At 50.2% G+C, this 19,903-nt stretch carries 13 protein-coding genes, 2 pseudogenes and 1 riboswitch; of the genes and pseudogenes, 3 read left to right on the top strand and 12 right to left on the bottom strand.

The features are described from left to right. The first annotated feature begins 43 nt into the window (after window positions 1–43). Window positions 44–166, top strand: a riboswitch (SAM riboswitch). Window positions 167–294: 128 nt separating this feature from the next. The 3 genes and pseudogenes from IPL71_RS02905 to IPL71_RS02895 all read left to right on the top strand — a co-directional run bounded on the left by IPL71_RS02905 (window position 295) and on the right by IPL71_RS02895 (window position 3,925). Then, a complete protein-coding gene (locus IPL71_RS02905; RefSeq protein WP_345318662.1) occupies window positions 295–1,587 on the top strand; it encodes an O-acetylhomoserine aminocarboxypropyltransferase/cysteine synthase family protein in 1,293 nt (430 codons plus the stop codon). 253 nt (window positions 1,588–1,840) lie between these two features. Continuing rightward, on the top strand, window positions 1,841–2,776 hold the full coding sequence (metA, locus tag IPL71_RS02900) for a homoserine O-acetyltransferase MetA (protein WP_345318660.1): 936 nt from the start codon (window positions 1,841–1,843) through the stop codon (window positions 2,774–2,776). Window positions 2,777–2,829: 53 nt separating this feature from the next. Beyond that, window positions 2,830–3,925: pseudogene (locus tag IPL71_RS02895) on the top strand (O-acetylhomoserine aminocarboxypropyltransferase/cysteine synthase family protein). Window positions 3,926–4,064: 139 nt separating this feature from the next. Here IPL71_RS02895 and IPL71_RS02890 read toward each other — a convergent pair. The 12 genes and pseudogenes from IPL71_RS02890 to IPL71_RS02830 all read right to left on the bottom strand — a co-directional run bounded on the left by IPL71_RS02890 (window position 4,065) and on the right by IPL71_RS02830 (window position 19,825). Next, window positions 4,065–4,295 (bottom strand): M20/M25/M40 family metallo-hydrolase, encoded by a 231-nt coding sequence (locus IPL71_RS02890; RefSeq protein WP_345318659.1) that lies wholly within the window; start codon window positions 4,293–4,295, stop codon window positions 4,065–4,067. Beyond that, window positions 4,292–5,104 carry a M20/M25/M40 family metallo-hydrolase gene (locus IPL71_RS02885; protein ID WP_345318657.1) on the bottom strand — a complete coding sequence of 271 codons (813 nt, stop codon included), beginning with the start codon at window positions 5,102–5,104 and terminating at the stop codon, window positions 4,292–4,294. The genes IPL71_RS02890 and IPL71_RS02885 overlap by 4 nt, the downstream gene beginning before the upstream one ends. A 115-nt stretch (window positions 5,105–5,219) precedes the next feature. Then, the gene (locus IPL71_RS02880) at window positions 5,220–6,326 is read right to left on the bottom strand and encodes an aspartate aminotransferase family protein (RefSeq protein ID WP_345318655.1); all 1,107 of its coding nucleotides are present in this window, start codon (window positions 6,324–6,326) and stop codon (window positions 5,220–5,222) included. A gap of 73 nt (window positions 6,327–6,399) precedes the next feature. Further along, window positions 6,400–9,646, bottom strand: a pseudogene (gene carB, locus IPL71_RS25735) (carbamoyl-phosphate synthase large subunit). A 1-nt stretch (window position 9,647) separates the two neighbouring features. Continuing rightward, entirely contained in the window at window positions 9,648–10,796 is a 1,149-nt protein-coding gene (carA, locus tag IPL71_RS02865) for a glutamine-hydrolyzing carbamoyl-phosphate synthase small subunit (RefSeq protein ID WP_345318649.1), read from the bottom strand. Window positions 10,797–11,289: 493 nt separating this feature from the next. Next, window positions 11,290–12,093: a [LysW]-aminoadipate kinase gene (locus IPL71_RS02860; protein ID WP_345318803.1), complete on the bottom strand. Its 804-nt coding sequence runs from the start codon at window positions 12,091–12,093 to the stop codon at window positions 11,290–11,292. 82 nt (window positions 12,094–12,175) lie between these two features. After that, window positions 12,176–13,213: an N-acetyl-gamma-glutamyl-phosphate reductase gene (argC, locus tag IPL71_RS02855; RefSeq protein ID WP_345318647.1), complete on the bottom strand. Its 1,038-nt coding sequence runs from the start codon at window positions 13,211–13,213 to the stop codon at window positions 12,176–12,178. Between the two features lie 104 nt (window positions 13,214–13,317). Continuing rightward, window positions 13,318–14,187 (bottom strand): lysine biosynthesis protein LysX, encoded by an 870-nt coding sequence (gene lysX, locus IPL71_RS02850; RefSeq protein WP_345318645.1) that lies wholly within the window; start codon window positions 14,185–14,187, stop codon window positions 13,318–13,320. A 75-nt stretch (window positions 14,188–14,262) separates the two neighbouring features. Next, a complete protein-coding gene (lysW, locus tag IPL71_RS02845) occupies window positions 14,263–14,433 on the bottom strand; it encodes a lysine biosynthesis protein LysW (protein ID WP_345318644.1) in 171 nt (56 codons plus the stop codon). Window positions 14,434–14,436: 3 nt separating this feature from the next. Next, window positions 14,437–15,798: an argininosuccinate lyase gene (gene argH / locus IPL71_RS02840; RefSeq protein WP_345318643.1), complete on the bottom strand. Its 1,362-nt coding sequence runs from the start codon at window positions 15,796–15,798 to the stop codon at window positions 14,437–14,439. A gap of 84 nt (window positions 15,799–15,882) precedes the next feature. Beyond that, on the bottom strand, window positions 15,883–17,154 hold the full coding sequence (locus tag IPL71_RS02835; protein WP_345318642.1) for an argininosuccinate synthase: 1,272 nt from the start codon (window positions 17,152–17,154) through the stop codon (window positions 15,883–15,885). A gap of 421 nt (window positions 17,155–17,575) precedes the next feature. Beyond that, window positions 17,576–19,825, bottom strand: a complete 2,250-nt coding sequence (locus IPL71_RS02830; RefSeq protein ID WP_345318640.1) for an ATP-binding cassette domain-containing protein — start codon at window positions 19,823–19,825, stop codon at window positions 17,576–17,578. Window positions 19,826–19,903: the final 78 nt, after the last annotated feature.

The following is a 19,903-nucleotide window of genomic DNA, read 5'->3' as shown; positions in this document are numbered from 1 at the left end:
CATTTATAAGCGCCATGATATAAACGGCGAAATTAAATATTCGCTCTTATCCAGAGAGACTGAGGGATCGGCCCTTTGAAGTCTCGGCAACCAGACAATCGTTATGGTGCCAAATCCGACAAATAAGAATGACGGAAAAAAGTCATTCATATCTGGAAGATGAGAGGACGGTATAGACGTATACCTCTTCTTGTACTTTCAGAAGAGGTTATTTTTTTTAAGTGTTTACGTAGACACAAAAAACATCTCTTCTGAAAGGGCGGGTAAACATTATTCAAGAGGAGATATCTTAACATGACCACACTCAAAGATCGTAAATTAGGTTTTGCCACCCGTCAGTTACACGCGGGCTACTCACCAGATGCCACCACTGGCAGCCGCGCCGTGCCGTTGTATCAGACAACGAGCTATCAATTCAAGAGCACCGAACACGCTGCGAATTTGTTCGCGCTCAAAGAGCTGGGAAATATTTACACCCGCTTGATGAACCCGACCACCGATGTGCTTGAACAGCGCATCGCAGCACTCGAAGGCGGCGTTGCAGCATTGGCCGCAAGCTCGGGTCATGCCGCGCAGGCACAGGCAATTTTCACTTTGTGCAGCGCCGGTGACCATATCGTTTCATCATCCCGCTTGTATGGCGGCACATATAATCAGTTTGCTTATTCACTTCCCAAACTTGGAATCGAAGTTACATTCGTTGACCCGAGTGACCCGAAGAATTTTGAAGCGGCCATCAGACCCAACACCAAGATCATTTATGGCGAGACTCTCGGCAACCCTGATATTTCAGTCTTCCCTTTTGAAGAAGTATCCGAGATCGCGAACAAACATAAACTGATCCTGTTCATTGACAATACCTTTGCCACTCCGTATCTCTTCCGCCCGTTCGAATGGGGCGCGCATGTTATCACCCACTCGACCACCAAATTCATCACCGGTAATGGAACTTCCATCGGCGGTATCATTGTGGACGGCGGCAATTACGATTGGAGCAATGGCAAGTTCGAAAACTTCAATACCCCCGATCCTTCATATCACGGCCTGGTCTACTCCTCCATCGCCGCGGCCGGACTTCCCCCGTTTGCGATCAAGGCGCGTGTGCAAGTTCTGCGTGACATCGGCGCCTGCCAGTCACCTTTCAACGCATGGCAGACTTTGCTTGGGCTTGAAACCCTCAACCTGCGCATTGACCGTCACGTGCAGAACACGCAAGCCGTTGCCGAATATCTTGAGAAGCACCCGAAAGTCAGCTGGGTCAAATATCCCGGCCTCAAGAGTCACCCCGATTATGCCCGCGCCAAGAAATACTTACCCAAGGGCGCAGGTGCAATTCTTGGTTTCGGTATCAAAGGCGGCGCAGAAGCAGGCCGCAAGTTCATTGAAAGCCTGCAGCTCTTTAGCCACCTCGCCAACGTAGGTGATGCGCGCAGTCTCGCCATTCACCCAGCCACCACCACCCACAGCCAACTGACCGAAGAACAGCAGGTCACGGCCGGCGTCAGCCCCGATTTCGTCCGCTTGAGCATTGGTCTCGAAGACTTCGAAGACATCAAGTGGGATCTGGATCAAGCGCTCAACGCGTAATGATGAATGCAGATTGATGAATGATGAATAAATCTCTTGCATAGGCCTCGTACTTAGTTTTGCAGGCTTATGCAAGAGAACCTCAAAAGACAGGAAAGCAGCCCCACAAAAAGGCTGCAAGAGCCGGGAAAAAACAAAAAAAGAGAATGAAGAATTAATTTGGGCCCTCGGGGCCCCTGTAAAAACCACCAAGAAAAACCGCTCCGCCTAACATTCATCATTCCGCATTCAACATTCATCATTTGAAAACCCCATGCCCGTAAAAGTTCCCTCCACCCTTCCCGCACGTGCCATTCTTGAAAACGAAAATGTTTTCATCATGGATGAAGAACGCGCACAAGAACAGGATATCCGCCCATTGCAAGTGGCGATCCTGAATCTTATGCCAACCAAGATCGCAACTGAAACGCAAATTTTGCGCCTGCTTTCAAACTCCGCGCTGCAAGTGGAGATCACCCTGCTGCACACCGCCACACACGAATCAAAGAATACCGACGCCGAACATTTACTTAATCATTACGTTACCTTTGATGAAATAAAAGATAAAAAATTTGACGGCCTGATCATCACCGGCGCACCCGTTGAGCAATTGCCATTTAAAGAAGTGGATTATTGGGATGAACTGACGCACATATTGGATTGGTCTGAAACGAATGTTGAATCCAATTTCTATATTTGCTGGGGAGCGCAAGCCGCGCTTTACCATAAATACGGCATCCCGAAATATGACCTGCCCCACAAGATGTTCGGCGTCTACGAGCACCGCATCCTTTCCTCGACCGAAAACCTGCTTCGGGGATTCGATGACATTTTCCTCGCCCCCCACTCCCGCCACACCGAGATCCGCCGCGAAGATGTGGAGAAGGTCAACGAGATTCAAATGCTCGCCGAATCAGATGAAGCCGGCGTGTACATTGTCGGCTCCAAAGATGGACGTCACCTCTTCATCACCGGCCACTCCGAATATGACCCGCTGACTCTCAAAGCCGAATACGACCGCGACATCAACAAGGGACTCCCGATCCACGTCCCGCAAAATTATTATCCCAACAACGACCCAAGCAAAGTGCCCAACGTCCGCTGGCGTGGACATGCAAATCTTTTATACGCAAACTGGTTGAACTACTACGTTTACCAAGCCACAGCCTTTGACCCGAACGATATTCCCAGGCCCATTTCAAAGAGATAAAAGCACAGGAGACATAGGGATATGTCTCCTGTTTTTATACAAGGAACTTTATTATGCCCACACCTCATAAATTTGGCTTCACCACCCGTCAACTGCACGAAGGCTACACCGCAGACCCCGCCACCGGAAGCCAGGCAGTTCCCATTTATCAAACATCCGCCTACGACCTGCAAAGCACGGAACGCGCCGCGCGTCTCTTCGCGCTTCAGGAAGCAGGCAACATCTACACGCGCATCTCCAACCCGACGACAAATGTCTTCGAGAAACGCATGGCCAGTTTAGAGGGCGGAGTGGGCGCGCTGGAAGTCGGTTCAGGTCACGCAGCACAGGCGACAGCCATCCTCACGATTTGCAATGCGGGTGATCACATCGTATCCACATCCACTTTATATGGCGGGACAGTTACTCAATTCAAATATACATTTCCAAGATTGGGAATTAACGTCACACTCGTCGACCCCACCGACCCCGAAAACTTCCGCCGCGCGATTCAGCCCAACACAAAAATTATTTACGGCGAGACCATCAGCAATCCGCTCGGCAACATCTTCCCATTCGACGAAGTTTCAAAGATCGCGCAGGAATTCGGCATTCCGCTCATGATCGATAATACTTTTGCCACGCCTTATTTGTGTCGACCCTTCGAGTATGGCGCGGATATTGTGACTCACTCCACAACAAAATTCATCGGCTCAACAACCCATTGCTTCATGGCAATTTTTACAGGGAGTCAGCACATTATCCCTGCGCATGGAACGTCACGTGGAAAATGCGCAGCGTGTTGCTGCGTTTCTGGAGAATCATCCAAAGGTCAAATGGGTTTCGTACGCCGGTCTCGCCAGTCACCCCGACCATGAGCGCGGAAAAAAATATTTACCAAAAGGCACCGGCGCCGTGTTGGGATTCGGCGTCAAAGGCGGCAGAGAGGCGGGTGCAAAATTTATCGACAACCTGCAAATCTTCAGCCACGTTGCCAATCTCGGCGACACAAAATCGCTCGCCATTCATCCCGCCAGCACCACACACAGTCAACTCTCAGATGAAGAACAAACCGCCGCAGGCGTCAGCCCTGATTTTATCCGCTTGAGCATCGGCCTTGAAGATATCGAAGATATTCTGTGGGATTTAGATCAAGCGCTCAACACTTAAGAGCACATTTCTTAAGTGCAATTAGCCACAGATAAACACAGATGAAAGGGATATTGAAAAGTCTCACAATCCTGTTTTTATCAAAAATCAGTGTTTATCCGTGTTCATCTGTGGTTTAAAAAGAATTAAAAAACACTCTCTAATCCGATAATTTCTTCAAAGCCTCACTCAACACAGTCACCGCTTTTGCATAATCTTCCAAATTAATATGCTCATTCGGCGTATGATCCAACGCCGAATCTCCCGGCCCATACACAACGGCTGGACATTTCCACACCGGCGCGACAATATTCAAATCAGCGGTTCCTGTTTTATAGACGAAACGCGGCTCCCCGCCCTGTGACCTGATTCCGCTTAAGAAAGCTCTCACCAGCGGAGTATTTTCTCACACCCCCAGGCAGGGATGGCAAAGCCGGTTGGGTCAACAACTGCTCCATCCTTTACAATTTCACTTAACTTTATATACCAATCTTCCGGCGAAACTTCCACCGGCAAGCGGACTCCAACTTTCAAGCGTGCCCATTGCTCGAAATCATCAGAGTCTGAATCCATGCCGCGCAGGGTTAATAATAATTTATCAAATACTTTTTGTTTATCCGCATTGAACGAATCGACATAGGCTTTTATCTTCAACCAAACTTCCACAGCCGCTTCTGCTGCTGTCTCTTCACCGCTTGCAGTATGCGCTTGTCCGCGCTTGATGGTCACATTGGCCCACGCGCTTCCTTTATAGCCAAGCGCCATTCTGTCCCATTGATTGGGTTCGCCAATGATCGCAAAGTCAGGTTTATATTGCGTTGCAACAAAACGCGCACCTTCTGAATTGCGCTCTTCTTCTACTGCACCGATCACCGCAAACTGCCAGCCATCCTTCACACCCACTTGAGCCACCGCATCCACAAAACACGCCAGCGGACCTTTCGCATCAACCGAGCCGCGCCCGTATAAAAGGCCATCCTCCACGTGGACAGGAATCTCACCAGGCACTGTATCAATGTGACCCAGCAACATAACCTGCTTCGCCCCTTTCCCCATCACACCGACAGCGTTGCCAGCCTCGTCAACAAAAGCGTCATCGTAGCCAAGTGACTTCATCCGCGCCACCAGCCAATCCACCGCCCCACGCTCCTCCCCCGATGGGCTATATTGCGAAACTAAACCGACCAGAGTATCACTCATTGCAAGTCCTCGACCACGAACCACAGACGATGGACAATTGTCTGTGGTCTATTGTTCATCGTTCGCCGTCTGAGTTAACACTTCGGTTAAAACTTCAACCACATGATCGATCTGTTCATACGAAATCACCAGCGGCGGCAACAAGCAAGATCACGGTCATGCCAGCATTCAAGGCAATGATCTTTTTCTCCTGCAATGTCTTAATATAAGTTGTGACCTTCTGCTTCATTTCAATCCCAATCATCAGTCCCATTCCACGCACTTCACGGATATTTGGTGACTCTATTTTTCTCAATTTCTCAACAAGATAAGCACCCTTCGCCGCAGCTTGACCAGCCAGGTCTTCGTCCTTCATGACATCAAGTGCCGCATTCGCTGCCGCACACGAAAGCGGATTCCCGCCAAAGGTTGAGCCGTGTACGCCTGGGGTTAGATTCTTTACATTCTGTCCGATCAATACCGCGCCCATCGGTACGCCGCCAGCTATTGATTTTGCACAAGTTAATAGATCAGGTGTCACACCAAAATGTTGAATGGCAAACATTTTACCCGTACGGCCAAAGCCCGTTTGGATTTCATCCACGATCAACAATGCGCCGCGCTCATCGCAGATTCTGCGTGCAGCTTGAATATATTCCGCGGTGGCGGGATACACTCCGCCCTCACCTTGCACCACTTCGAGAATTACCGCAGCGGTCTCTTCATTTACGGCTTTCTCCAAAGCTTCGATATTGTTATATGCCACATGCGAAACGCCCGGTAAAAGCGGCTCGAATCCTTCACGATATTTTTTGTTATATGTCGCTGAGAGTGAACCATATGTTCGTCCGTGAAAGGCACGCATGGCTGCGATGAAGTTTTTGCGCCCGGTGGAAATACGCGCAAATTTGAAAGCGGCTTCCACAGACTCTGTCCCTGAGTTGCAGAAAAAGACTCGATCCAAACCCGGAACAAGCGCGGTGATCTTTTCCATCAGTGCGGCGCGTTGATCGTTGGGGAAGGTTTCAAAAAGCGTTATCAGCGTGGATGCCTGCTTATAGATCGCCTCAGCAATTTTCGGGTGAGCGTGACCGAGATTGGCGACGCCATGTCCAGATGAACAATCCAAATATTCCACGCCGTTCTCGTCAAACAACGAAGCACCCTGTCCGCGGACGATGGTTAATGTTTGCTTGGCATATACACCAGAAGTATATTTATTTTCTGTTTCAACAATATTCATAGTTTCTCCAAATTAAATTTAGAATGAAGAATGCAGATTTTTTTATTCCGCACTCTTCATTCTGACTTCTCCATTACGAAAAGTGACTCTGTAAACTTCGATAACTCAATTCTTTTTTGCGGATCGCCTGAATGGCAGCGACCGCCGCCGTCCCTGCAGAGAGCGTGGTTAATAATGGAACATTCATCGCGATGGCCGCAGAACGAATCGCTGCGCCATCACTGTGTGCATGCGGACCCAACGGCGTGTTTAGCACCAGCTGGATCTTTCCGGAACGGATCAAATCTACAATTTGAGTGGAACCATCCATTGCTTTCTCAACGACTTCCACAGCCATGTTTGCTTTCTGACACATGTCCGCAGTACCCGGTGTGGCATAAAGGCGAAAGCCCATGCGATACATATCACGCGCAAATTTCAAACCAGCACTCTTGTCATAATCATTGACCGTAATCAGCACTGCGCCGCTTTGCGGCAAACCTGTACCCGCCGCAATCTGTGATTTTGCAAAAGCGTGTCCAAAGTGAGAAGCATGTCCCATCACTTCACCCGTGGAATGCATTTCAGGACCGAGCAATGAACTTGAGCCGGATAATTTCTTGAACGGCAGGACAGCCTCTTTGACAAAAAATCCGTCTACGCGCGGTTCTTCCAAAATACCAAGACTCTCCAAACTACTGCCCGCCATCACTTGCGCGGCGGCGTATGCAAGATTTAATCCCGTGGCCTTGCTGGCATATGGCACAGTGCGTGAAGCACGCGGATTAACCTCCAGCACGCAGACCACTTCATCTTTCAACGCGAACTGCACGTTCATTAATCCGCGCACACCGAGCGCGAGACCAAGTTGTTCAGTGTATTCGCGCATGATACCAAGATGATATTCACTGACTTTATACGGCGGCAGAACACAAGCCGCATCACCCGAATGGACGCCTGCTTCTTCGATATGTTGCATGATCGCCCCGATAACGACTCGCTCGCCGTCTGCGAGTGCATCCACATCGATCTCGAAAGCGTCTTCCATAAATTTATCGATCAAGATCGGTTGACCAGGAGCCGCCTCAATCGCCTTTTGAATGAATCCTGCCAAATGGGGTTCGAACTCCACTAAAGCCATTGCCCGCCCACCCAACACAAAAGACGGACGCACTAAAACAGGATATCCGATTCTTTCAGCAATAACACGCGCTTCTTCAATGGAGCGTGCGATTCCATTTTCGGGCTGGGGCACATCCAACTCTTTGAGCAGTTTCGCAAACTCTTCGCGGTCTTCAGAGAGTTGAATGGCGTGCGGTGACGTGCCCAGAATTTTCACACCCGCCGCTTCAAGTCCCGCCGCAAGGTTGAGCGGAGTCTGTCCGCCGAATTGGACGATGACGCCGACGGGTTTTTCAAGATCGATCACATTCAAAACATGTTCAAGCGTGAGTGGCTCAAAATATAAACGGTCTGCTGTGTCGTAATCAGTTGAGACAGTTTCAGGATTACAGTTGTACATGATGGTTTCGTAACCCATCTTTGATAAGGCAAATGCAGCCTGACAACAGCAATAATCAAATTCAATCCCCTGACCGATTCGATTCGGCCCGCCGCCGAGGATTAAGATTTTCTGCTTATCGGTCGGGCGGGATTCATCTTCCATTTCGTAGGCGCTGTATAAGTACGGTGTCTGCGATTCGAATTCTGCGGCGCAGGTGTCTACTCTTTGGAACGTAGGTATTATTCCTAATGATTTCCGTAGTTCACGGAAGGATGAATTATGAATTATGAAGGATGAATCTAGAAGGCGGGAGATGTGCGAGTCTGCGAATCCCATTTGTTTGGCGGTTCGGAGAAGGACTTTCAGTTCTGCCTCCTGCCTTCCGCCTTCTGCGTTCTGCGCTCTGAAATTCCTAATTTCTAATTCGCAATTTCTAATTTCCTGCATTTGTGCGAGATACCAGAGATCATAGCCAGTGGCTCGAGCAATCTCTTCGAGCGGAAGTCCCTGTTGAATAGCACGATACACGCGGAATAGTCTGTCAGCGGTAGGGACTTTCAGAGTGGCGAATGTTTCAGGGTCAGCGACCAGTTCTCGGTTAGGCCCCGAAGCGTCGAGTGCGTCCACGCCAATTTCCAAGGGATTGAATCGCTTTGTTCAGGGCTTCGGGAAATGTCCGTCCGAGAGCCATCGCCTCACCCACTGATTTCATCTGCGGACCGAGGATCGAATCCACGCCTGGGAATTTCTCAAACGCCCAGCGCGGAATTTTGACCACGACATAATCAAGCGACGGCTCGAAGGCGGCTTTGGTTTGTTTGGTAATGTCGTTTGTGATTTCATCAAGCGTATAACCGACAGCGACGAGTGCGGCGAGCTTGGCGATGGGGAAGCCCGTGGCTTTGGACGCCAGCGCGGATGACCGACTCACACGCGGATTCATCTCGATGACGACAACGCGCCCGGTTTTGGGATCAACGCCGAATTGCACATTCGAGCCGCCTGTTTCCACACCGACAGCGGTCAGCACGCGATGGGCAATGTCGCGCAAAACTTGATACTCGCGATCGGTGAGCGTTTGCGCAGGCGCGACGGTAATACTGTCGCCAGTGTGTACGCCCATCGGGTCGAGATTTTCGATGGAACACACAACGACAAAATTATCTTTTTTATCGCGCATGACTTCGAGTTCGTATTCCTTCCAACCCATGACAGACTCTTCGAGCCAGGCCTGACCAATTGGCGATTCAGAAATTGCACTGCGCACCGCTTCTTGAAGTTGATCGGGTTCATAAACCCACGACGCGCCCGTGCCGCCCATCGCAAACGAAGCGCGGACTAAAACAGGGTAGCCCGTTTGCTTGATGATCTCTTCAGCTTCGGCCAACGAATATGCCGCACCACCATGCGGAATTGGTATACCAACTTTTTGCATGGTCTCGCGAAACAACATGCGGTCTTCAGCGGCTTTGATGGCGGAAAGATTCGCGCCGATGAGTTGCACGCCATATTTTTCAAGCACGCCATTTTCACTGAGCGCCAGCGCGAGATTTAATCCCGTTTGACCGCCAACAGTCGGAAGCATGGCGTCGGGTCTTTCCTGTGCGATGATGGCTTCCAGTGATTCGAGCGTGAGCGGTTCAATATAAGTTGCGTCTGCAATTTCAGGGTCGGTCATGATCGTGGCAGGGTTCGAGTTGACCAGTACCACGCGATAGCCTTCCGCCTTCAAGGCCTTGACGGCTTGTGTGCCAGAATAATCAAATTCTGCGGCTTGACCAATCACAATAGCTCCGGAACCAGGCACAAGAATTGTATGAATATCTGTACGCTTCATATTATTTATCCCCAATCATTTTGAAAAAATCGCCAAAAATATCATGCGCGTCATGCGGACCCGGCGCAGACTCAGGATGAAACTGCACGCTGAACACGGGCTTGTTCTTCATTCGTATACCTTCCAACGAGTCATCGTTCAAACTCTTGTATGTAATTTCAACTTCACTTGAATTCAAGTCACCAGCAGTAACGCAGTAATTATGATTCTGTGCAGTGATCAACACCTCACCCGATGGCAAATATTGAACGGGATGATTACCGCCGTGATGACCAAATTTGAGGCGATGAGTATCTGCGCCCAACGCACGCCCAATGAGTTGATGACCCAAACAAATACCAAACATTGGCACACCGCTCGCTATCAATCCGCTCACCGCTTCAACAGCGTAAGGCAATCCCGCAGGGTCACCGGGGCCGTTGGATAAAAAGATTCCATCAGGTTTCAACGCCAACACTTCATCCGCAGTCGTATCCGCAGGGACAACGGTCACATTTGCGCCGAATGAAGCAAGGTGGCGAAGAATATTTTCTTTAATCCCGAAATCATAAGCGACGATTGACCATTGACGATTGACCATGTTTTTTCCATCATCCATCGTCTGCAGTCTATGGTCTCCAATCCATTTACTCCCCTCATCCCCCGCCCAGTGATAACTCTCTTCGCACGTCACTTCCTTCACCATGTCGCGTCCATCGAGTCCTGCCCAATCACGCGCCATTTTCAACAACACATCTGCCGATGTACCTTTGGTGGAAAGTGCTGCTTTTTGTGTGCCGCCATCGCGCAGCTTGCGAGTTAGCCAGCGTGTGTCCACGCCGCTGATTCCCGGCACATTATGCTGTGTCAGCCAGTCAGATAAAGAAAGCGCCGAACGCCAGTTCGACACCATCGGACTTAAAGAACGAATGACCGCCGCTGATACCTGCGGTCTCGCAGACTCGTCATCCTCGGTATTAATTCCTACATTCCCAATATGCGAAACGGTAAACAGCACCCCTTGTCCGCGATACGAGGGGTCGGTCAAAATTTCCTGATAGCCCGTCATGCTGGTGTTAAACACCAACTCAAACACGGCGTCGGCTTCCGCGCCGAAGGCCCGCCCCTCGATCACGGTTCCATCTTCCAATACAAGTGTGGCTAGTTTCATAAATGATTTAGATTGTGGGGTTTTTTTTTTCGGCTTTTTTTTTTTTATTTTTTTTTCTTTTTTTTTTTTTTTTGTCTTGGAAGACGGGGCCAACAATCCTCCCCTTTTTTTCTTTTTTTTTTCTTTCGGGGGGGCGGGGGCAGAGAGAGCCTTTTCCACCCTCCCCCCCCCCCCCCCCCCCCGCCCCACCCCCCCACCCCCCGCGGCCTCCCTCCCCCCTTGACACCCCCGGCCCGGGCGCCCTGGGCCGGCCCCCCCCCCCCCCCCCCCCCCCCCCCCCTGGCCCCCGGCCCCAACCCTTTTTTTCTTTTCCTTTTTTTTCGCCTTTTTTTGGGGGTGGTTGGGGGGGAGGGGGCCCGCAGGGGCCTCCCCTTTTGGGCGGTCCCGTTTTTCCTGGTTTTTCTGCCCGGGCGGGGGGCTCCCCAAGGTTTGGGAGGCGCGATTATAATTTATTGTCTATACAACACAAGCGCCATTCATCATTCTACACTCTTCATTCAATAACTGTTCCATTACCAGCCAACGCATTCGAGATCGGATTTTGAATCCGCCCGTCCGCGATGATGACGCGACTCACGCCGCCTTTGAGCGCTTCTTCCGCGCCCAACACTTTCTTCTTCATGCGACCCTGCGCCGCTTCACTCGCCGCCGACAACTGACTCTGCGGCAGTTGCCGAATGAGAGTCGACTCGTCTGGGAAATTCTTCATCAGCCCGGGGACAGCCGTCAGCAGTAACAAATTCTCCGCCTTGAGTGCAGACGCCACCATCGCCGCCGCGCGGTCAGCATCCACATTCAACGCCTCCCCTTTTTCACTGACAGCCACGGGTGCGATCACTGGCAAATAGCCTGCATTCAGCAGCATCAAAAGCAGTTCACTATTCACCATATCGATCTTCCCCGTGTAATCATCACGGATAATTTTGCGCTTGCCATTCTCAATAGATTGCACAGACTCTTTGCGCGTGGCTTGCATCAGTCTTCCATCTAATCCGCACACACCAACCGCATTGACGCCCATCATTTGCAATTGCTCTGTCAACAACGAATTGACTTTGCCATTCACCGCCATCAAAAAGATTTCCAACGTCTTTCTATCGGTATAACGTGACGTATAGCCCGAAGGCGAAGTGATCATCTTCGGCGGCGTGCCAAGACCTTCACCCAGTGCATTCGCCTCCGCAGAACCACCATGCACAAAAACAAGGCGCTTGCCCTGCTTCAACAATTCCACCGCATCCGCACAGATCGCAGAAAAATCCACGCCCTCCGTGCCGCCAAGTTTTACAACAGTAATCGATTCAGCCATAAGTTCTCCATGTCGAAGAAAGAGGAAAGAGGAAAGAAAACTTTCCGATTCCTTTCTTCTTTCCTCTTTCTTAGATCGGATGCAAACCCATAAATTCAAGACCGAGAGTTTCTTCCCACCCCATCATCAAATTCAAACACTGCACCGCAGAACCCGAAGCGCCCTTCATTAGATTATCAATCGCGCAGATAGACACAATGTGACCATTGCTCTCGTCTAGTTCAAATCCCAGATCTGCGTAATTTGAGCCAGCCAAAATCTTCGGCTCAGGCACACGATAAATTCCGCGCTGTTCCTTCACCACGCGCACGAACGGATTTTCGTTCGCCGCCGCTCTATAAGCTTTCCACAAATCTTTTGTCGCCACACCAGGCTTGGCCCTGGCATGAGCCGTCGCTAAAACCCCGCGGACCAAGTCCACAGCGGTCATTGTCAGCGAAACATCCTTAACTCCCATTTCCTGAATCACCTCCGCCGTGTGACGATGACCAAAAGCCGAAAACGTGCGGATCACATTTGCGCGCTCCGAATGCATCGAACCGGAATTCCCTTCCGCGCCGCCTTCTGAAGAACCGACTTTAATTTCAATAATGACTGGAGAAGTTAAATCGATCAATCCCGCTTTGACCAATGGCAGTAGCGCAAGATTGCTCGCCGTGGCATTGCATCCCACCCCACTGATATAACTCGCGCCCGCAATTTCAGCGCGATGAAGTTCGGGCAAGCCATATACAAATTTACTCAACCATTCTGGAGCGGCATGCGCTTCGCCATACCATTGCTCATAAAACGCCGCATCCCGCAGACGAAAATCTGCCGCGAGATCAACGATCTTTGTTCCCAGTTTTGCATACTGCTCAATGTTATGCTGCGCCTGTCCATGCGGCTGGGCGAGGAAAAGCACATCCACCGGCTCCAACTGCGAAGGATCGCTGAATTTCAACTGCGTCTTCTTTCGCAGATTGGGGTGAGTCTGATACACATACTCACCCACACGCGAACGCGAAGTCACCTGCTTGATCTCCACATTCGGATGACCCAACAACAAACGCAATAATTCTCCGCCCCCATAACCAGAACCGCCGATAATAGATACTGTTGTCATCAATAATTGCTCCTATTCAAAACCAGTTATCAGTTTTCAGTTATCAGTTTTCAGTTATCAGTCACTCAAAACACCACCGTGTTTCACTACTGATTACTGTTTACTGATTACTTCTCACTGCTCTTCGCCGCTCTAACCGTATATTCCACGATCTCACCCGCAATATCAATACCGCTCACGGGCTGCATCGTATGGAACTCCATTGTGTGATTAATCTCGTTGACCAGATATCCGCGCTCTGCATGTTCAATAAGGTCAACAGCCAGCACTCCGCCGCCAACAGCCGCAGTTGCTTTCAGGCACATCTCTTCGATCTCAGGTGTGATGGGACATAACTCCCCTTCCCCGCCGCGCGCTGTGTTCGTGATCCAATGCTCAGACTTGCGATACATGGCAGTCAGCACACGGTCACCGATCACAATCGCGCGGATGTCACGTCCGGGTTTCTTAATAAATTCCTGAATATAAAAAACTGAATGCTGCACTGAACCAAGCGTGGCCTTATGTTCAAACACCGCTTCCGCTGCGTCACGGTCATTGATCTTCGCCAGCAGCCGTCCCCACGAACCGACAACAGGCTTCAACACAACCGGATACCCAAACGCTTCGATCGCATCCAGCGCAGCTTCGGGTGTGAATGCCACCACATTGCGCGGCTGCGGCACGCCCGCCTTCGCCAGCATTGCAGACGTGGTTAATTTGTCGCCGCAGATTTCGGCTACCATTGCAGTATTTACAGTTGGCACACCAAACGAATTTAATAATCGCAGAGCATACAATCCGCTCGTGTAACTGATACTGCGCTCAAGCACCGCGTCAAACGCGCGCCACGGTTCGGGATTTTCCAGGTCAAATGAAATCGCGCGGTCATCGAGTCTTTCATAATCAATGCCGCGTTTTTCCATCGCCGCGAAAATCCATTTTTCTTCCACCCGCACACGGGAATAAAGGACGCCTAGTTTCAATCTTCTTTGCATAACATCACCATTGGATGACCACGGACCACGGACGACAGACCATTCCGTCGTCCGTGGTCAATCGTCCACCGTCGGTTATTCCCCCCAATCTTCCTGTTCCATGGGCGCGAGTTGCACAGCGGCAGGTTCAATGGAAGTCACTTCGAGATCAACACCGCAATCAGAGCAAACGATGATCTCACCAGCTTCGGTTCCGGCATCCAATCCAATTTGAGCTTCACATTCAGGGCAGGTAACAGTAGACATTTCTTATTCTCCTTTGATTTTTTGTATTTGATTTTTTACAGATTGGAGACTCGTGCCGCCAATTGCATTTCTTTTTTCAATGGACTTCATCGGATCGAAGACTTGATACACATCCGCTTCAAAAGCCGGACAGAGTACCTGATACGCTTCGAGTGACAGTTCCTCCAACCCGATATTTTTCTCACCAGCCTCGCGGACAGCTTTTCCTGCGATCGCGTGAGTCTCTCGAAACGGAATTCCTTTATCAACTAAATAATCCGCGAGGTCAGTCGCCATCATGAACGAGTCAATTGCGTTTCGCATTCGTTGAGGTTTGGCTGTGATCGTATTGATCGCACCAGCAATGACTGGAAGAATCGCCAGCAATGTATCTGCCGCCGCGAAGACAGGCGCTTTATCTTCCTGTAAATCTTTATCGTAGGTGGATGGCAAGCCTTTGAGCGTGGCGAGCAATCCCGTGAGCATTCCAATGAGTGTGCCAGCCTTACCGCGAGTCAACTCAAACACATCGGGATTCTTTTTCTGCGGCATAAGGCTCGAACCCGTTGAGAAGGCATCCGAGAGTTCGAAGAAACCAAACTCGGCGCTGGTGTACAAAACAATTTGCTCCGAAAGTTTGCTCAAGTGAATACCTGTCATCGTGGCGCAGAATAGGAATTCAGCGGCGAAGTCTCTATCTGAAACAGAGTCGAGGCTGTTGGGAGCGGCCACAGCAAAGCCAAGTGCCTCAGCCAATGCGGCGCGGTCTACGGGCACAGGCGTTCCAGCCAATGCGCCAGAGCCGAGAGGCAAAATTGAAACTCGTTTCACCAAATCAGTGAGTCGTTCACGATCACGTTCGAGCGGATGATAATGACTCAACCACCAATGCGAAAGCAAGATTGGCTGGGCGCGTTGCAAATGAGTGTAGCCGGGCATAATAATTTCACCTGCGAGTTCAGCCTGCGCAAGCAATGCAGATTGAAGAATGCGGAATGCAGAATCTAATTCGGGAATGGCTTGTAACATCCACAGTCTGAAATCGGTGGCGACTTGATCGTTGCGGCTTCTTCCGGTGTGGAGTTTGCCGGCGGTCACACCGATCAACTCGGTGAGGCGGCGCTCAACGGCGGTGTGAATATCTTCATCGGAGGGGACGAAGATAAACTCTCCCGAAGCGAATTCTTTTTTGACGGTATCAAGCCCGAGTGAGATCGAAGCGTGTTCTTCATCCAAAAGAATATTTGCTTTGTGCAACGCATTCGCCCACGCGATGGAACCATCCACATCCTGAATTGCCATGCGCTGATCAACAGGCAGGGATGAGTTTAAGTCCCAGGCTTGATCGTTTAGTTTGGTGGAAAAGCGTCCGCCCCAGAGGGTCATGATTGCTCCTTGAGTGAAGTAAATAAGTAGACAGGTACACAGGTAAACAAGTCTTGTATACGTGTTTCCTTGTTTACGTTTTTACTAATCACGTTTGAATTTCGAATAATCAGGCTTCTGCATATCAAGACCCGAGATCGGCAAACCATTCATCGCGCGGACTTTCATGCTGAGGCCATACAGGCGAATGAAACCCTCGGCGTGACTCTGATCGTAGACATCCTCTTCGCCGAAGGTGGCGAAATCTTCGCGATACAAACTGAACGGAGATTTCTTGCCAGCGGTGATGATGTTGCCCTTGTAAAGTTTGAGGCGCACAACACCAGTGACAGGGCCTTGCGTGGAATTGACGAAGGCATCAATTGCTTCGCGCAATGGCGTGAACCATAAACCGTTGTATGTGACTTCGGCATATTTCACCGCGACCATTTCTTTGAAGTGCATGGTCTCGCGGTCGAGCACAAGTGACTCGAGTTCGCGATGGGCATAGAGCAGAATAGTACCACCCGGAGTTTCATACACGCCGTGAGATTTCATACCCACGAGGCGATTCTCAACGAGGTCCACGCGGCCAATGGCGTGCGCACCGCCGATGACATTAAGTTTTTCAACGATCTTCGCCGCTGAAAGTTTTTCACCATTCACAGCGATCGGATTACCGCTTTCAAACTCGATCTCAACATATTCGCCCTGCTCGGGTGCATTCTCCGGTGAAGTGGAAAGCTGGAACATGGCTTCTTCAGGTTCATTCCACGGATCTTCGAGCAGACCGCCTTCGTGCGAAAGATGCCAAAGATTTGAGTCACGGCTGTAAATGGATTTGATGGTGGCGGTGACGGGTATGTTGTGTTTTGCGGCGTAGGCAATCGCATCTTCGCGTGAGCGGATATCCCACTCGCGCCAGGGAGCGATGATCTTGAGGCGTGGGTCAAGCGCCATAACGGTTAATTCAAAACGGACCTGATCATTCCCCTTGCCGGTTGCGCCGTGTGCAATTGCATCCGCGCCGACTTCGTGAGCTACATCAACAAGATGTTTTGCAATTAAAGGACGGGCCACTGATGTGCCCAATAAATACTTGTGTTCATAAACCGCCCCCGCTTTTAACATTGGAAAAAGATATTCAGCAGCAAACTCTTCTTTCATATCATGGATGATGCACTGACTCGCGCCGCTGTTAATGGCCTTCTGTTCGAGTCCGCGCATGTCTTCATCGCCCTGCCCCACGTCTGCACAAAAGCAGACAACTTCACAGCCGTAGTGCTCTTTCAGCCACGGCACGATCACGGATGTGTCCAGTCCACCGGAATAGGCGAGGACAACTTTCTTGACTTGCGGTTTGGATTGCGGGTTCATGTATTTCTCCTTGGTTTTTGTTTCCGAAGCAAGTTCGGGACTCCAGATAAAATAAAACGGCCATCCGATGAAGGATGGCCGTTTTGGATTGACTTGTGCTTGTTACCTAGCGCACCGTTGCGTTCGTTCCGCCGTCAAAACAAAAAACTCCCAACCTTCTCAAAGAAGTGGGCTTCGGACGACGTGTACGCGGTGCAAAAACTGTATGCATGATGGGCGGTATTTTACCTGAAAAGTGAGTTGAGTCAATGAATTTTTGAAACAAACCTAAAAGAGTACCCAAACGGGTAATACGTCACTGACTCTCAGAACTTAACCACCAAGTCTCCAAGTCACAAAGTTTTTTTCTGTTGCGCCTTATTGTCGTGGTAAAAAAACACAGTGTGTATTTCTGAAATACACACTGTGAAAAGTCCAGAAGCTAGTTACGCAGGTACTGACTTGTAAGCGAGTTCTTTGCCGTTAGGAGTTTCTCAGGCGTACCTTCAAACATTACTTTTCCGCCTTTGCTGCCGCCTTCGGGTCCCATGTCAATGATCCAATCTGCGTTTTTGATGACGTGCAAATTATGCTCAATGACAACGACCGTATTCCCGGTATCCACCAGCCGATTAATGACTTCCATTAAGTGCCCAATATCAGACATGTGCAATCCGGTCGTGGGTTCGTCCATGATATAGATACTGCCATTTTTATGCAGTTCACTCGCAAGTTTTATTCGTTGACATTCTCCACCAGATAATGTGCTCAATGGTTGACCCAAACCCAAATAATCCAAGCCGACATCGCTCATGGCTTGCAGCTTGCGGACGACTTCTTTAATTTCAAAATATTCGAGGGCCTGTTGAACGTTCATCGCCAGCACATCACTAATGGACTTGCCGTTGAGTTTATACGCCAGCACTTCGTCTTTGAATCTTTTACCGCCGCAGACCTCACAGGGTGATTTCACGCTATCGAAAAATGACAACTCGGTGAAGACCACGCCCAATCCCTGACAGTTTTCACACGCACCCTTCGAGTTGAAACTAAACAGCGAAGCCTGCACCTTGTTTGCCGCCGCAAATGCCTTGCGGACATCATCCAGAATGCCCGTGTACGTGGCGGGATTGGAACGGCTGTTGACTCCCACCGCCGATTGATCGATCACAATCGCATCGGGATGTTGGAGTTGGAAAACTTCATTGATGAGCGAACTCTTGCCAGAACCCGCCACACCCGTCACCACGGTCAGCACGCCTGTTGGAATGTTCACACTGACATTTTGTAAATTATTGACTTTCGCATTCTTGATCGGCAGCTTACCCGTTGGCGCGCGGAATGAATCTTTTATCGGGATGGACTGCTTCATATGCCTGCCCGTGATCGTATCTGCTTTGAGCAGGTTTGCATAACTACCTTCGAAGACGATCTCGCCTCCATGCGGACCTGCAAGCGGACCCACATCCACGATATGGTCTGCGGCTTTGATCACGTCTGGGTCATGCTCCACCACGATGACCGTGTTGCCCTTGTCACGCAGTTTCTGCAATAACTCGTTCATGCGATGTACGTCACGCGGATGTAAACCCACACTCGGCTCATCGAAGATATAGATTACATCGCTCAGGCTGCTGCCGAGGTGTTTGACGATCTTTACGCGCTGCGACTCTCCGCCTGATAATGTATCCGTCTCACGGTCGAGGCTCAGGTATTCCAAGCCAATATCCACGAGGTTCTGCAATCGTTCGAGAAGCGCTTTGACAATTGGCTCAGCGGCAGGCGTTTTGATTCCTTTCACAGCTTCGATCAATTCAGGGATTTCCATGCTGGTCAGGTCGGCAATGTTGTAGCCGTTGACCTTGCACTTCAAGATGGTCTTGTTCAACCGCGCACCATTGCATTCGGAACAGGGACCCATCGTCATGAAAGGCTCGATCGCCTTTTGGGTCCGCTCGGATTTGGTTTTTAAATCCTGCTTGATGTACTTGTTGGTAAAGCGGTTGACAATACCTTCGTAGGTCAGATTGAAGTCTTTTGCCCCCATTTTGGTTTTGACCTTGATGGGTTCGCTATATAAAAGGTCGTTCAGTTCCTTTTGAGTGTATTTGGATATTTTCTTATCCGGGTCGAATAAACCCGTATTGATTACATTACTCCAGCCCCAACTTTCCACGGCGTATTCTGGAAACAAAATAGCGCCCTCGTTCAGCGATTTGGATTTGTCCAGAAACTTGTCCATGTCCACATCCAGCTTGCGACCGAGTCCGTTGCAGTTCGGGCACATCCCTTGCGGGTCGTTGAAGCCGAATACGTTGGTGGGTCCCACATGGGGCTGTCCGATGCGCGAAAACATCATGCGTAGGATCGTGTTGATGTCGGTGATCGTGCCCACGGTCGAGTGTGAACCGCCGCCCATCCGCTTCTGATCCACCACGATGGACATGCTCAAGTTCTCGATCGAGTCCGCTTCGGGTTGAGAATACTTTGGCAAAAAATTCCGCACGAACATGCTGAAGTTTTCATTGAGCAGGCGCTGTGACTCAGTCGCGATCGTATCGAACACAATGGACGATTTGCCCGAACCTGAAACGCCTGTGAAAATGGTGATCTTGCGCTTGGGGATGCGCAGCGAGACGTTCTTTAAATTATTCTCGCGCGCGCCGCGAATCTCAATATATTCCTGTGGCATGGTCTCTCCTCTATAGTCTCAATCGAATAAAACAAAACGGGCAGGTAAAAGCAAGGCTGCTTTTGCCCACCCAAAACA

Origin of the sequence: Candidatus Villigracilis proximus, from assembly GCF_016717045.1 — a bacterium.
Taxonomy (GTDB): Bacteria; Chloroflexota; Anaerolineae; order Anaerolineales; family Villigracilaceae; genus Villigracilis; species Villigracilis proximus.
This window is presented reverse-complemented; position numbering and strand designations above follow the sequence as displayed.

Excerpts from the sequence above, each read along its gene's own strand:
- IPL71_RS02905 (WP_345318662.1), top strand. The coding sequence starts at position 295 with ATGACCACACTCAAAGATCGTAAATTAGGTTTTGCCACCCGTCAGTTA.
- metA (WP_345318660.1), top strand. The coding sequence starts at position 1,841 with ATGCCCGTAAAAGTTCCCTCCACCCTTCCCGCACGTGCCATTCTTGAA.
- IPL71_RS02885 (WP_345318657.1), bottom strand. The coding sequence starts at position 5,104 with ATGAGTGATACTCTGGTCGGTTTAGTTTCGCAATATAGCCCATCGGGG.
- IPL71_RS02880 (WP_345318655.1), bottom strand. The coding sequence starts at position 6,326 with ATGAATATTGTTGAAACAGAAAATAAATATACTTCTGGTGTATATGCC.
- carA (WP_345318649.1), bottom strand. The coding sequence starts at position 10,796 with ATGAAACTAGCCACACTTGTATTGGAAGATGGAACCGTGATCGAGGGG.
- lysX (WP_345318645.1), bottom strand. The coding sequence starts at position 14,187 with ATGCAAAGAAGATTGAAACTAGGCGTCCTTTATTCCCGTGTGCGGGTG.
- lysW (WP_345318644.1), bottom strand. The coding sequence starts at position 14,433 with ATGTCTACTGTTACCTGCCCTGAATGTGAAGCTCAAATTGGATTGGAT.
- argH (WP_345318643.1), bottom strand. The coding sequence starts at position 15,798 with ATGACCCTCTGGGGCGGACGCTTTTCCACCAAACTAAACGATCAAGCC.
- IPL71_RS02835 (WP_345318642.1), bottom strand. The coding sequence starts at position 17,154 with ATGAACCCGCAATCCAAACCGCAAGTCAAGAAAGTTGTCCTCGCCTAT.
- IPL71_RS02830 (WP_345318640.1), bottom strand. The coding sequence starts at position 19,825 with ATGCCACAGGAATATATTGAGATTCGCGGCGCGCGCGAGAATAATTTA.